Genomic DNA, 14,217 nt, shown 5'->3' on the forward strand with positions numbered 1-14,217 from the left:
TTTTCCAATAATCATATAAATAAATATTTGTGACATTGATTGAAGTGTGACGTAATTGTGACTTTAATTTTATAATACTGTCACATTTCAAAAGTATTGATATTACTTACATTAATACTACTATGTGACTATTGTTACTTTATATTATATATAATAAATAAATAATAATAAGATAAGCAGTAATAGGTTATATATACCCTATATACGCCCTAGTGAAAAAATTTTTGACACGTAACGTCACAAGCACTCAAACCTTTGATATTATGGGGTTTACAGCCTTCATATATATGTCACATCCTAGCGACACATATCAATATTTTAGAAAGTTATTCAGGTAAAATAAAAAATCCCTTACTTATTTAGTAAAGGATAATTAAAAAATTATTTATTTCCTGATTTAATTTCAGCCATCTTCATTTTTAACATTTCTACAATAAATATATATATATTATCTATATCTTCAGCAAACATCAACTCATCATAATTATAATTACAATCTTCCTGCACTGCATCACACTTTAAAAACTCTCTTAATATATCAATAGCGCTAAAACTACTTTTCATATACTCATCTAATGTTTGATTATATTCAGTATTTGGCATAAGTTCAGATAAATTAACGTCAAATCTTTGTGCAATTTTAGTTAATACCTCTAATGATGGATTTCTTTGTCCTGATTCATATTTTCTTATTGATACTTCGGAAACTTCTATTTTATTAGCAAATTCTTTTTGAGTTAATTTATTATTTTTTCTTATTTTTTTTATATTATCACCAATACTCATTATATCACCTCTGAAAGTAATTATATCAAAAAGAGATACTCATGTATATATTTTTTTAACAAAATGCTTGACATAGATACTTATGTATCGTATATTTATATTATCAAATCGATACATCGGTATCTATCAAAGGAGGAATATCTATGGGAATGAATTTAAAAATTGCACGTATCAAAAAAGGTATAAAGCAAATTGATTTGGCAAGAGAAATTCATGTTTCCCCAGCAACTTTAATTAAGTGGGAAAAAGGAATTGAACTTGATAATATCAGATTCGGTATTATGAAAAAAATTGCTGAATTGCTTGATAGTAGTATAGAAGAATTATTCTTATCTGAACATTGACTTGGCTAGAATTGGAATCATTAAAAAATCATATCATAAAATTCGATCCGAAAATCGGATAAAACGACCTAAATCGGTATATTCATCACATTAATAATAATAAACATATCTAAAAAGGCGCAATGCCTAACAAAATAAATTATGGAGGTACAGAATTAATGACAAAAATTAAAATTAGTAGTAAAACAGAAACTGAAATAAATAAATACATTGAACTTTTATCAGCTGGAGCACAAGTAGAACTTAAAGGCAAAATTGGTAAAAGCAAAGATAATAAGTATTTTAATGTCCATTTAGATGTTAGACAAATTGAAAGAACAAATTAGGATACATAAAACCCTGACCGAAAAGAAGTGTAAAAATGAAATTTAAAGAATTAAAAAAATACATTGAACTTTGTAAGTCTCTAAATAAGCAACCAACATTTACTGGAATTGCTTACTTTAGAAGAGCTTTCGATTTATAAAAGCAGGTGATACTATTGACATTAAAAGAAGAAATCTCAAACATTAATTTAAAAGATTATATCGAAGCTGAAACTGGTAGAAAATTTGATAGAAACAATAAGATATGTTGTCCACTACCACAACATGGAGAAAAAACCCCTTCATTTGCAATAAAAAAATATAATGATAAATATAGATTCTATTGTTATGGCTGCGGTTGCCATGGAGATATTATAGACTTCGTAAAAGAATATAAGAACATGAATTATATTGAAGCCTGTAATTATCTTAATATTGAACCCAACGAGGAATATGGTAAATTAATGTCCTTAAAAGAAAAAGTAAACGAATCTATTAATAAAATTAATTTTAAAAGCAAGGATGATAAACCATTAAAACATATATGTACTTATACCTTTGTAGATCAATTGAATAATCCATTGTATTTTAAGGCTAAATTTAAAGATAGTGCCAATAAAAGCGAAAGTCGCTATCTATCAATTAAGGATAATAATATAGTTACTGGTCGTGGTTGCAGTGAAGTTCCATATAGCCTATATAAGCTACATGAAGCCTTAAAAACCAATAAAGATATATTTATCTGTGAAGGTGAAAAGGACAGTGATACTCTTTTGTATATGGGTTATACAACAACTTCATTTAAGGGCGTAACTGAATTTGATTATAGTATATTTAAAGATGCAAGAGTTTATATAATACCCGATACTGGCGTTGCTGGTGAAAAATATAAAGACGATTTATATTACAAACTTAAAGATCATGTAAAAGAGTTTAATGTAATCTATCCAAAAGGATTGTCCGACTTAGGGAATAATAAAGATATTACAGATTATTTTCAAAGTGGTAAAACATTATCTGACTTTAAATCAGCTTTAATTGATAAATGGGATTATATAAAAAATAAAAATTTTAAATATGTCACTAAAGAAGGTTTTCCTAAAAAGATATGGGAGAATTTCGAGCGCATATGTGAACTTAACAATATTTCAATTAAGTATAATGAGCTTTCTAAAAAACTTGAATTTCAAGGTGATATATTCAACCTGAAAAATAATAGTGTTGCTTGCATGGAAGATTTATATTCTTTGTGTGTAAAATTCAATTTTAATATTAGTAAATCAAATTTAAGAGATTTTGTATTTAGAGTATCTCAAGCGAACTCATATAATCCAGCAAGAGATTACTTTGAAGAATGTTATAAGAATTGGAATCATCAAGAAGGATATATACAACAACTGGCTGATACCATAATAACTGCAAATGATTATGATGATAATTTTAAATTACTACTACTAAAAAAATGGCTTATAGGTACTGCGAACATAGCTTTCAATGATGGTACTCAAAATATGAATGGAGTACTGGTTATTCAAGGAAGTCAAGGGATAGGAAAAACACGTTGGATTAAGACGTTATTACCTACTTCTAAATGGATAGATACAGATAAACTTATCAATCCCAAAAAGGTTGATGATGTTATTGATGTTACATCTGCTTTGATTGTTGAACTTGGAGAATTGAAAAGTAGCTTAAAGAAAGATAGCGTTGACTCACTGAAAATGTTTTTTACTAGAACTAAAGACAGATATAGACGTCCATATGGCACAAATGCCGAAGAATATCCCAGGGTAACTTCTTTTTATGCAACCATTAACAATAATGAATTTCTTGAAGATAACACAGGTAATCGACGTTATTGGTGTATTAATGTTACTAATATAATTGTAGATCATAGAATTGACATTAACCAGTTATGGGGAGAAGTAATGCATCTATTGAGAGATAAGAAAGAACCTCATTGGTTAGATAAAGAAGAAGAACAGCAACTATATATTGTTAACTCTAATTTCGAAGTCAAAACCGAAGCTGATTCAAGGGTTATGGACACATTTAACTGGTCAGCGCCTAGAGAATGCTGGATATATAAAACATTTACCCAAATCTGTAATGAACTTGGTATAAAACCCAATACTGAATCAAGAAATACACTAATGAGGCTTGGTGCTAGTCCTCCTCCTAACAATAAAACATTTAGGATTAAAGGCTATGATGGTGCTAAGCGTTGGTGGTTAGTTCCTCCAGTAAACTTTACTATAGATGATAATTCAATAGAACTTAAAGACATTGAACCAAAAGAAATTCAACAAAAAATATTAATTTAAAAATAAAAAAAGAGCATATCAAAAGATACACCCACAACGCAATTAAAGTGTATCACGAGATATGTTCTATGTAAAGGAGAATGTATGTATGATAGATAAATTTATAGAAAAGCAATTTGAAAGCTTTAATACAAATAGATATAGTTTTCATAAGGTGGATAAAGTTTCAAGTTTGGAAGCCCAAGCGGCAGAATTAATAAAAAAGATAACTGATTTAAATAAGGACTTAGGTTTTGAAGTTGATGATTTAATTGGAGGTATGGTAAGAGCCTATGGAAATGTATATTTTCAAGAAGGATTTAAGCAAGGTTTAATATTAGCCAAGGAAATGCACCAATTATCATTAAAGGAGGATTAGGTCATGGAAGAACTTAAGGAGCAATTAAAGCAAGGCACATTCTATTATCATAAGTTCGGTTTATTGGTCAAAGGTAAGGTTAATTTAGTATTAGAAATGAGTAAAGATACTCTAAATGTTAATTTTACTGGTGGTACTGTAGATGTATATATGGATAAGATTAAATCGGTTAAAAGACCAGGTAATATAATAGCAGACTTTGAGTGGTGCTATATGCTTAAGAATGAATATGATGATGTAATTGGATATATTGGATTGAAACAGGAGCAGTAATGAAAAATGTAAAAAGTTTAGGGGATATACGTCAGATATTAATTTCTAAAAATGGCAATCCCGAAATAGTGAAAATTGTAAAAAAATATTTCAATGAACATGATCCAGTATATTATCAAATTGTAAAATATCATTGGTATGAGATACACACTAAAGCTAATGCTATGTATTTTTTCCAAATTAGTTTAAAAGAATATGAGGAAATCAAATATAAAATATACGTTGATGTTATGGACTTAATTGCAGACTATTATATCAATAGACAAAAGCAGTTTAAAAACTTAAAAAAGGTTACTGACTTAGTTACTTATAAAAAGAAAGATACTAAAAAAGCTAAAAGGTAATATTAAAAACCATATGATTAAATTTTAGGGGGAGCATGTTGTGAAAGAACAAATAATAGAAATGATTAAAAGTATTGATAATTTGAATTCTTTAAAATGGATTTACCTTTATGTAAAGACAATGAAAAAGAAATCAGATAATAATTAGGTAGCAAGTAAATTATTCAACATAGGAGGATTATATATTATGAACGAAGCAGACCTATACTTATTAGAAGTTATGGAAATGTTGTATAAAAGGGATAAGAAACGAAAAAAAGCTACTTCTAAACAATCAAAATAAGAATATATGCAATGTTAATATAAAGGGAGATAAAAAAATATCTCCCCTTCTTTCATTTAATCTTCTTTTTTCTTATCTCTCATCTTTATTGATTTTTTACTTATAAATTCTAAAGGATTAAATTCTTCAAAATCTTTTTGCAAATCTTTAGTAAACATATTAACATAGTTTCTGACCATGTCTAGATCACTATGATTGAGTATATTTTGAAGCTTTATTATGTCACCATGATTTAAAATCCACTGTTTAGCAAAAGTATGCCTCCATCTATGAATACCTGTTTTATTTACATACCTATTATTATTATAAAGTTTCATGCTAGCGTTAAGAGCATCCCTGCTGACTTTATCTCCATAAGCAGAGCAGAATAAATAGTCACTCTCATTTCCTTTTCTAATGGCTAAATACTCCCTTAAAATAGGTTGCAATGACTTTGTTATTGGTATTACTAGAGGTTTCCTATTCTTAGTTGTTTTTAGACTTATCAAATTATTATCTAAATCTATTTCATTGATCTTTAAATTAGTTAAATTTGAAGATCTCATTCCTGTCGCATAAAGTACATTACATATGGTCCAGTTTCTAAATTCTATAAAGCTACATTTATTTTTATTAGGTTTTTTAAGCAGCAGTTTAACTTCTTCATCTGTATATGTTTCTATAATGGGTTTATCATATTTAATCAATGGAATATGAAACTTTTCCATATACCCTAGTTTCATGAAATAATATAGAATGGCCTTTAAGGCTCTAAGATAAGTGTGTATAGTTATATCCTTTATATCTAACTCATTTTGACATCCAATTACAAATTTATCTACTGTAGCCTTTGTAATATCCTTTATAGGCATCTTAGGTTCAATAAACTTATAAATACTTCTTATACTATTATCATAAAATTGAATTGTAGCAGGCCTTAAATTCCTAGCTCTGCAATTGAAGATGAACTCATCATAACCTCTATCAAAGGTCATATCTTTTGTACTAACTTCTATTATTTTTCTTTTCAAAATATCTACCACCTTTACATAAAAAAATACACACGTTTCGATTATTTCTCAATAAAAAAACGTGTGTAGTAATTTTACGTCTCCAAAGGTGGAGCACGCCTAAATGCTTTGGCGGAGAGAAGGGGATTTGAACCCCTGATAGAGTTGCCCCTATACACGCTTTCCAGGCGTGCTCCTTCGACCACTCAGACATCTCTCCATATAATTCATTAAATGTTTAATGTTTTTTCATAATATCATATATACTTTTTAAATTCAACTTAATATTTTTATGGTACAATTTTAATTATAGATAATAATTCAAGCTATACGAAATTATAATTAACTATATGCTTATTATTTTTGTGCAAAGTCTATTATAATTCTCTTTTCCTTCTGCTGTTAAAAAACTTTGTTAATAACTCCGAGCATTCCTCATCATAAACCCACTTAATATCTACAAATGAATTTAGTCTCCTATCATCCAAAAGATTTATTACTGAACCACAGGCTCCCATATCCTTATTAAAAGTTCCTATATAAACTTTAGATATTCTGCTTTGTGAAATAGCACTAGCACACATTGGACAAGGTTCTAGTGTCACATACATTTTAGCTCCATTTAACCTCCAATTTCCAATATATTTTGAAGCTTCTTTAATTGCTAATATTTCTGCATGAGCTGTACTATCATTCAAAGTTTCTTTTAAATTATGACCTTTTCCTATAACAACTCCATTTTTTACGATGACTGCTCCTACTGGGATTTCTCCTTTATTCATTGCTAAAATGGCTTCTTCTTTTGCAAATTTCATGAAATCAATCATCATTATAATGCTCCTATTATAAATTTTCTTATTTAGACATATTCAGCTGTTACTTTTCTATATACCTTAACATATACTGAAATTATAAATTTATATGCTTTTTACTCATTTCTTTCATTAACTTATAATCATGAATTAAATTAGGCATATGGTGGAAAATACAAATATAATATGCTATAAAAGTAATTAAAGAAATAGAAGGGATATTCCTTGTTTACTAGAACAATATCTCTTCTACTTTGATTTTATCTAATTATCATTTAGACAGCTTCTTTGTGCTTATCTGATAGCTAGCATCCGTAGCACTCTCTATGGGAGTTAATGCCTGCACACTCCTAAATTGGTTCTTCTAAGCTTTAGGTAATGAAAATTATATTCTTATTCAAGAAATTCCTCCTAAAGCTAAGAATCACTTTATCCTTCACATATCATTAGCAACTTGCTTTTCATCAATATTAATAATCATCCTAACCTTTTTAATCCTGTTTTTTTCTATTTCTTCAGCAATAAATCTTATGTTGTTTACCATGACTTCTTCTTGTTCCTCTGGTATTCTTCCGAGATCTTCAATCATCAGTCCACCAACAGAATCAAATTCCTCTGAATCTATATTAATACCTATTAGATCACTAATATCATGAAGCCTTAAACTTCCTTCAACTAAATATTCATTTTCTTTAATTACTTCAATAGGTTTTTTTTCTTCATCATATTCATCTTCAATTTCTCCAACTATTTCTTCTATTAAGTCTTCAATTGTAACTAATCCAACAGTTCCACCATATTCGTCCAATACAATTGCAATATGATTTCTTGTTTTTTTCATTTCATTAAATAATTCCACAATTTTTTTAAATTCAAATGTATAAAATGGGGCTCTTATATATTTAGAAATATTAAAATCTTCCCTTAAATTTTCAATAGTAGCAAGATCTTTAATATTTAACACTCCTATAATATTATCTATTGTCTGATTGTAAACTGGAATTCTTGAAAATTGTTCATTCTTAATAACATTCATGACTTCATCATAGCTTGTTTCTTTATCAACGGAAATAATATCAACTCTTTGAACCATTATGTCTTTCACTTGAAGATCTGCAAATTCAAATACATTAAAGATCATTTCTTTTTCAGCATTTTCCAAAATACCTTCTTCTTCACTTACTCCAACCATAGTCTTTAATTCTTCTTGCGTTATAAAAGAATTTGCTTCATTAGGATCTCCACCCAAAACTTTAATAAACAATGAAGAAATAGAAGTAAATATATAAACTAACGGTTTAAATATTATTACTACAAATTCTATTGGTCTTGCAACTCTTAAGGCAACAGCTTCTGATTTCTGTTTTGCAATAGACTTCGGAGTTATTTCGCCGAAAATAAGCACTAAAACAGTCATAATCCCAGTTGCTATTCCAACTCCACTATTACCAAAAATATCTGTTGCAAGTACTGTAGCCATTGCAGATGCTCCAATATTAGCCACACTATTTCCTATCAAAATTGTTCCTAAAAGTCTGTTTGGATCTTTAGTAAGCGTTTCTACCAATTCAGCGCCTGGAACGTCTGCTTCCACCATATGCCTTAGCCTTATTCTACTTAAAGACATCAGTGCGGTTTCTGACATTGAAAAAAAACTAGATAATGCAATTAGTATAACTAAACTAATTATCTGCCACGTATAATTGGGGTCCAAAAATAATCACTCTCCTAATAATTTAAATATTTATATATTATAATCTATTATATCACAACCTAAAAAGAAGTAATATAATTCCCCGAAAACTGCGCGGTAGTTTTCGAAACAAAACAAAGGATGAACTAACATTTGAAATATAAATTATATCCTTTATTTTCACATTTAATTTATACTTTTTCTAAACATAGATATTAATGCACAAATTATACTTAAAAAAGGGCAAACTTACCCCTTGTTTGTGGATTATTATTTTTTTGCATTATTTTTAGCTTAATATTAAGAACTTCATATTTCTAAGCTAATTTTTCTCGAAAAACTTCTTTATATCTATATTCTTTTGAAATTTTCATTATTCTTTGTCTGCCTGTTTTTACAATTTTAGCTGCTACAAATATATATTTAAGTCTACAGGTTTTTATTTGCTGCCAATATTGATTCTCTAAAAGATATTCCTGCTTAAACATCAGAAAAAGATTATATACAAACATTTGTATTTTTTAAATTCACATTTTTTATTTTTTATAAAAAAATGAGCTGCCACAAAACTAACTAAATTAGTTTTGCAACAACCTCTTTTCCTAGGATGTTTTAGCGCTATTAGATTTTTACGTATTTGTTTGAAAGAGAACGCTTAGTTAGATTAAAATATCTTACTAACTATTTTATAATATTATCCTTATCCAATCTGGAATCTTCTTATATATCCATTCTATATGACCATTTTCAAAATATACCTTTTGATTGCCTTCTTCTCTTTTCCTTATTCCTTTCTCAAAATATCTAATGTATGTGCGCTTGCTCCCAACAAATCTGGTCTTTCACACGTAGAAAAATGATAATTAAGAAAAAGTTGGAATGTATCTTCATCCATAGCATTCAAAACAGGCCTCATATAATTAGCTGGTCCATCTGCTGCAATTAATTTTATCCTTTGCAGTCTTACTTCCTCATCTAACTTATTAATATCTTCAATCCTTACATAATCATATAAATCTTTTGATTCCGATATAACATGAAAATCATCATTAAGTTTCCCATTATCAATACATGCACGAATGTTATTTTCCTTAAAACCATATGTTAATACACTATATTCATTCATACAATATGCTACTAAGATAACACCTCCAACTTTCGTTACTCTTTTTGCCTCTTGTAGTGCTTTTACTTTATCCTCAAATTTATATAAATGATACATTGGTCCAAACACCAATGTCATGTCAAAAGTATTTTCTGAAAATCTTGATAAATCTAATGCTGTTCCCTGCTTTGCTTTTACTGTACTTCCTTTTGACTTTAAAATACCTAGATTGTGCTTCACAAGTTCAATTGCAGTAACATCATATCCTTCATTTGCTAATTGTACAGAGTATCTCCCTGTCCCTGCACCAACATCTAAGATTTTTGCGTTCTCATTATTTTTTAGATACTCATGAATATACTTCATGGAAGTTTTATATTCAACTTGTCCATGTCTTCTCGTTAATCTTTTATCCTCACAAAATTTATTGTAGTATTTTTCTAATTCTATTGTCATCTCTTCATGTTCCTCATCTATTATTATATTAAAAATTATTAAATACAAAATTTGTTCTTTGTATACTTAAATTCCAATAACCTTCATTCTAGAAAACAAATTAAAATTTTTTTTGCACCTAGTACTGACTTTTTCCTTTCAATATTAATTGCTCTAAACTATAAATCCATATGAAGCAAAATCAGTTATTTTTTTGGGTAACTCCATATTCTCCCCTTTATGTTCCCTTTACATTCTAACAAATATTATACTATATATTGTAGTTAAAATGTGAATTTTCTTTTAACTAACTCTTCTTTTATAATTCTAAACTTCCTTGCAAACGTAAGAAGTCTACGATTAAACTGGTTTACAGGGATATTGTCCCTCTCCCCCTCCTCCCCATTATGCAACGACCTAGACCTTAAACTTTCCAACTATTTCTTTTAGTCTTCTTGCATTCTCAATGCCAATCTACATTTGATTGTTAAATGAATTTTTTACAATTATAATTTTTCAGGGTGTTATCTGTATATTTGATATTGAATAATGTTCATATAAATGTGCATTATTTTATAATAAAAACTAAGAAATATTACTGTACTTTTACCACAGAATTTAATGCTTTCTTCATAATAATTCATACGTGAGCAATACACGAATATATATAATAAATATGAGGTATTCCCCTAAATGGTTCATATATTAATATAATGTAGTATCAATAACTACTTGAGAATAATTTAAAGGAATTTGGTGATATCTGTATAATTAATTGTATAAAGGGAGGAAGATTATTATGGATTGGATACAAAAATATTGGCAACTATTATTTGTTGGTACCATAAGTTTTATAGGTGGGCTTGCTTCACCTACTATAGTGAAAATAATTGATGAAGCTTTGACAAAAATTTTTATAATAATATCCGAAAAAGTTTTTAAAGGAATAATAAGTTTATTGAAAAAATTTAAGGAATGGATAAAATTTAAATTACAAATAATAAAGTATAATTTATCAAGTAATCATAATTTTACAGACGATGAATATAATATTTATAAAAAATTAAAGGATAAAAAGATTTTAACAAAAAAAGAAAAAGACATACTTGATTACATGGAATCCAACTCTGAAATATCTATTAATATAATTATACGTGAAATTAATAATAAACCAATAAATTATGATTATCTAAATTATGATATGTCTGTTAAATTTGATGAAAATGGAAACTTCCATATGTAAATAATAAATATAGAGTTCTAGAAATAGGGTCCTTTTTATGTGAAGATACTGTATAGATACTTGTAAAATATCAGTGCCTATTAATGAATAGTGAAAATATAAAGGTTGTATCTGATAGATTGGGTCATAAAGATATAGCAACAACATTAGCATAACAAAAGGCTTAACTATTCCAGTTAAGCCCTTTTGTTATTATTTATAGTATCCCCTGCCTGGAACATTTTTACACTTTTTATAAATTTTATTACATCACGTTAAGTATTGGTATTGATATTGCTAACTTTAAGAACATTTATATATTTCATTAAACTAATTAACTTTTTCTTTCAAGTTGGAGAATGATCATCTCATGATCACCTTATATAATCATTTTTCCTTCATATCTCAATTCTCTTATAAATATTTAGTAATTAATCCATTTCTTTTAATTTTCGTGAATTCTGTAGTAATATTATACCGATGCTATTTTTTATTGTCATTAGTTTAATTTTATAATTTTGTTTTCTAGTTCTTTTATACAATTCTTTTTCTATTTTATCTCTTATATTCTATTGGAATACTTTTGTATGGAGTTTATACTACCGTTATCTTATAGTATTACTTATCTAAGTTAATTTCATATTTTAATACTCTTTGCTATACCATTCATATGGCATTTAAACTACCATTACCTTATAAAAATTTATAATTGTATATATTGTATTACTTGTATATACAATATTTTATCTATATATAAAACAAAACACCTATATTTCTATTTCCTTTATTAATTATTTAATGCATATTTCTTTTTATAATACAAATTAATATAAAATAATATTAACCTAATATACTTTTAAACAAGTAATATCAGCGTTTTTAATAGGCTAAATTTCAGAATAAAAAATTCACCTATTTTTTACCATTGTAATAATCTATCTATTTCGTTCTCCTGTTCACTATCTATTGTTATAATATCTTTGTTATCTATAGCTATTTCATCAGTCGTATTATCAGTAACAAGTCTTGTAGGTGAAGTAAGCATAGTTCCTCTCATTTTTTCAGCTATTAATACTGTTATATATGCCGAAAAATCTAAACCGAGGGACCTTGCTTCTTCGGAAGCAAAGTCTTTGATATGGGGTGCTAACGTAATTGTAGTTTTTATTTTTTTACACATTCTTACTCTTGCCTATTATGTCATATGTTTTAACATTAATCATTTGTGCATCATCTAGCACCCTATAGTCACTTAGATAATTTTTAAGTAATAGAGCTCCCCCACCTATAAAAACAAATCTTGAGTATTTTGATTGCTCCGGAAATGCCTGCTTTATAGCATTTATAATTTCTCCTGCTCTAAGACTTAAGACATTATCTATATCTTTACTTACATCGACTTCCCTGCCTTCTACAAATATAGCTTTATCTGAAATTATTTGTTCTGCCTTCATACGATTAGAATAATTTACACCATACTTAGTTAACTCTTGAAGAAGAATATCATAAGTTGGATTTACACCTAGAGGATATGTTCTTCCTTCCTTAAATTGTCCATTACTCATATATGCTATATCTAATGTACCTCCTCCTATATCTACTACTAAGGTATCCTTTTCCACTAGTGACTTATCATATAGAAATAACCCAGCTGATTGGGGAAATACAACTACTTTATTAATCGTAAAACTCCTATTTTCTCCATTAAGCTTCATAAATACTCGCCTGTTTTCAAGAGCTTTTATCAAAGAACTCTTTTGCTCTGCAAAAAATTGAGCAGGAAGCCCAGTTATAATTCTAACATTATTATCTATTGTAGAAGTCATACTAGCTGCTATAGCTGTATATAAGCAAATATGAAAAATAATGTCTTTGTCTCTAGATTGTTCAGTACTAGTAAATCCATCATCATTACCAATTAAGTATGTTTTATTATTGTACTCTACTGTATATTTAGCTGTTTCCAACTCATGTATTTTTTCTTTTACTGTAGACGAAAAAGAACCTTCTATGCTATGTCCAATAAAGTTTGTTGTATTATAACCTATATCTGCACTAATTCTCATTTTCTATTCCTCCTTTTTTACTTTCATATTCTGTTCGAATACTTTTGTATGGCATTTATAGCACCATTTCCTTATAAATTATTTATCTAGATTAAATGTATATTTTAATATTATTTTGTATGGCATTTATACTACAATTACCTTATAAAAATTAATATAATATTAATGATATGCATATTTGTATATATCGTATTACTTGTCTATACGATATATGCAAATAGAAAAGATCCCATCTATTCCTTTACCACCTTTAAATCTAAATCAAATTCTCCATTTAATTCAGATTGGTTGATTGATTTCATTATATTAAATAGCATAAATTCGGTAATGGTCATACCTTGTTTCCGAGCCATTCTTTTTATAACTAACTTCTGCTCTGCTGTAACTCTAATCATTATAGTTTCATCTTTCATCACATACCTCCTAGTATATATTGTAATAACAATATATACATTATCACACTATCTTTACATAATTTGTAAAAATATATGATGAATATTATAAAATTTTTCGACTTCTTTCGTATTAATTAAATACTCAGAAAATATTTGTCCTTATATTTAAATACTTGTAACTTGTAGTACAGCCAATTAATAAACCTAAAGTAGAATTTTAGACTAAAGAAGAAATTGATTTCTATTTTGAATAAAATTAACGAATTACACTTATATACTCCAATTTTAATAGAAGTTTTTACTGGTTTAAGAGTTGGGGAGTTATGTAGTTTAAGATGGTGTGTGGAGTGCTCTAACCAAAATAGACACACAATAAGTACGATTTTCTTGTATTTTCACAGCATTTCATGTAATGTTATATTTTGAATTTATGTATAAATATTGAATAATATATGTATAACAATCCAATACTTAATATCATGA

The 14,217-nt window shown here is 27.6% G+C and carries 15 protein-coding genes and 1 tRNA gene; 7 read left to right on the top strand and 9 right to left on the bottom strand.

Going from position 1 to position 14,217, the window contains the following annotated elements:
- Positions 1-381: 381 nt before the first annotated feature.
- Positions 382-786: a helix-turn-helix transcriptional regulator gene (locus LLF98_RS12625; RefSeq protein WP_291704124.1), complete on the bottom strand. Its 405-nt coding sequence runs from the start codon at positions 784-786 to the stop codon at positions 382-384.
- A gap of 143 nt (positions 787-929) precedes the next feature.
- On the opposite strand from LLF98_RS12625, the gene LLF98_RS12630 reads away from it, so the two are divergent.
- From LLF98_RS12630 to LLF98_RS12655, 6 genes are all read left to right on the top strand, one after another.
- A complete protein-coding gene (locus tag LLF98_RS12630; RefSeq protein WP_291704126.1) occupies positions 930-1,130 on the top strand; it encodes a helix-turn-helix transcriptional regulator in 201 nt (66 codons plus the stop codon).
- A 158-nt stretch (positions 1,131-1,288) separates the two neighbouring features.
- Complete coding sequence (locus LLF98_RS12635; RefSeq protein WP_291704128.1) at positions 1,289-1,456, top strand: hypothetical protein; 168 nt, start codon at positions 1,289-1,291, stop codon at positions 1,454-1,456.
- A gap of 155 nt (positions 1,457-1,611) precedes the next feature.
- Positions 1,612-3,759, top strand: coding sequence for a VapE domain-containing protein (locus LLF98_RS12640; RefSeq protein WP_291704130.1), 2,148 nt, complete (start codon positions 1,612-1,614; stop codon positions 3,757-3,759).
- Positions 3,760-3,847: 88 nt separating this feature from the next.
- Positions 3,848-4,117 (top strand): hypothetical protein, encoded by a 270-nt coding sequence (locus tag LLF98_RS12645; RefSeq protein WP_291704132.1) that lies wholly within the window; start codon positions 3,848-3,850, stop codon positions 4,115-4,117.
- Between the two features lie 3 nt (positions 4,118-4,120).
- Complete coding sequence (locus LLF98_RS12650) at positions 4,121-4,390, top strand: hypothetical protein (RefSeq protein ID WP_291704134.1); 270 nt, start codon at positions 4,121-4,123, stop codon at positions 4,388-4,390.
- Positions 4,390-4,734, top strand: a complete 345-nt coding sequence (locus LLF98_RS12655; protein WP_291704136.1) for a hypothetical protein — start codon at positions 4,390-4,392, stop codon at positions 4,732-4,734. The genes LLF98_RS12650 and LLF98_RS12655 overlap by 1 nt, the downstream gene beginning before the upstream one ends.
- Before the next feature lie 339 nt (positions 4,735-5,073).
- On the opposite strand, the gene LLF98_RS12660 is transcribed toward LLF98_RS12655, so the two are convergent.
- From LLF98_RS12660 to LLF98_RS12680, 5 genes are all read right to left on the bottom strand, one after another.
- Complete coding sequence (locus LLF98_RS12660) at positions 5,074-6,027, bottom strand: tyrosine-type recombinase/integrase (RefSeq protein WP_291704138.1); 954 nt, start codon at positions 6,025-6,027, stop codon at positions 5,074-5,076.
- Positions 6,028-6,136: 109 nt separating this feature from the next.
- Positions 6,137-6,226: transfer RNA gene (locus tag LLF98_RS12665), tRNA-Ser, on the bottom strand.
- A gap of 157 nt (positions 6,227-6,383) precedes the next feature.
- Entirely contained in the window at positions 6,384-6,833 is a 450-nt protein-coding gene (locus LLF98_RS12670) for a nucleoside deaminase (RefSeq protein WP_291704153.1), read from the bottom strand.
- Positions 6,834-7,254: 421 nt separating this feature from the next.
- Complete coding sequence (locus tag LLF98_RS12675) at positions 7,255-8,532, bottom strand: hemolysin family protein (protein ID WP_291704140.1); 1,278 nt, start codon at positions 8,530-8,532, stop codon at positions 7,255-7,257.
- Between the two features lie 763 nt (positions 8,533-9,295).
- On the bottom strand, positions 9,296-10,072 hold the full coding sequence (locus LLF98_RS12680; RefSeq protein WP_291704142.1) for a class I SAM-dependent methyltransferase: 777 nt from the start codon (positions 10,070-10,072) through the stop codon (positions 9,296-9,298).
- Positions 10,073-10,850: 778 nt separating this feature from the next.
- Between LLF98_RS12680 and LLF98_RS12685 the strand changes: the two genes are divergently transcribed.
- On the top strand, positions 10,851-11,294 hold the full coding sequence (locus tag LLF98_RS12685) for a hypothetical protein (RefSeq protein ID WP_291704144.1): 444 nt from the start codon (positions 10,851-10,853) through the stop codon (positions 11,292-11,294).
- 898 nt (positions 11,295-12,192) lie between these two features.
- Here the strand turns inward: LLF98_RS12685 and LLF98_RS12690 are convergent.
- The 3 genes from LLF98_RS12690 to LLF98_RS12700 all read right to left on the bottom strand — a co-directional run bounded on the left by LLF98_RS12690 (position 12,193) and on the right by LLF98_RS12700 (position 13,752).
- Entirely contained in the window at positions 12,193-12,318 is a 126-nt protein-coding gene (locus LLF98_RS12690; RefSeq protein ID WP_291704146.1) for a hypothetical protein, read from the bottom strand.
- 127 nt (positions 12,319-12,445) lie between these two features.
- On the bottom strand, positions 12,446-13,339 hold the full coding sequence (locus tag LLF98_RS12695) for a ParM/StbA family protein (protein WP_291704148.1): 894 nt from the start codon (positions 13,337-13,339) through the stop codon (positions 12,446-12,448).
- 233 nt (positions 13,340-13,572) lie between these two features.
- The gene (locus tag LLF98_RS12700; RefSeq protein ID WP_291704150.1) at positions 13,573-13,752 is read right to left on the bottom strand and encodes a DUF1778 domain-containing protein; all 180 of its coding nucleotides are present in this window, start codon (positions 13,750-13,752) and stop codon (positions 13,573-13,575) included.
- Positions 13,753-14,217 lie beyond the last annotated feature (465 nt).

The sequence above is a fragment of the Clostridium sp. genome (genome assembly GCF_021372645.1).
Taxonomy (GTDB): Bacteria; Bacillota; Clostridia; order Clostridiales; family Clostridiaceae; genus Clostridium.

What these genes read in the sequence shown, in the direction of transcription:
- LLF98_RS12670 (WP_291704153.1), bottom strand. Translation starts at nt 6,833, where the DNA reads ATGATTGATTTCATGAAATTTGCAAAAGAAGAAGCCATTTTAGCAATG.
- LLF98_RS12650 (WP_291704134.1), top strand. Translation starts at nt 4,121, where the DNA reads ATGGAAGAACTTAAGGAGCAATTAAAGCAAGGCACATTCTATTATCAT.
- LLF98_RS12695 (WP_291704148.1), bottom strand. Translation starts at nt 13,339, where the DNA reads ATGAGAATTAGTGCAGATATAGGTTATAATACAACAAACTTTATTGGA.
- LLF98_RS12685 (WP_291704144.1), top strand. Translation starts at nt 10,851, where the DNA reads ATGGATTGGATACAAAAATATTGGCAACTATTATTTGTTGGTACCATA.
- LLF98_RS12655 (WP_291704136.1), top strand. Translation starts at nt 4,390, where the DNA reads ATGAAAAATGTAAAAAGTTTAGGGGATATACGTCAGATATTAATTTCT.
- LLF98_RS12625 (WP_291704124.1), bottom strand. Translation starts at nt 786, where the DNA reads ATGAGTATTGGTGATAATATAAAAAAAATAAGAAAAAATAATAAATTA.
- LLF98_RS12690 (WP_291704146.1), bottom strand. Translation starts at nt 12,318, where the DNA reads ATGCTTACTTCACCTACAAGACTTGTTACTGATAATACGACTGATGAA.
- LLF98_RS12630 (WP_291704126.1), top strand. Translation starts at nt 930, where the DNA reads ATGGGAATGAATTTAAAAATTGCACGTATCAAAAAAGGTATAAAGCAA.
- LLF98_RS12700 (WP_291704150.1), bottom strand. Translation starts at nt 13,752, where the DNA reads ATGAAAGATGAAACTATAATGATTAGAGTTACAGCAGAGCAGAAGTTA.
- LLF98_RS12645 (WP_291704132.1), top strand. Translation starts at nt 3,848, where the DNA reads ATGATAGATAAATTTATAGAAAAGCAATTTGAAAGCTTTAATACAAAT.
- LLF98_RS12680 (WP_291704142.1), bottom strand. Translation starts at nt 10,072, where the DNA reads ATGACAATAGAATTAGAAAAATACTACAATAAATTTTGTGAGGATAAA.
- LLF98_RS12635 (WP_291704128.1), top strand. Translation starts at nt 1,289, where the DNA reads ATGACAAAAATTAAAATTAGTAGTAAAACAGAAACTGAAATAAATAAA.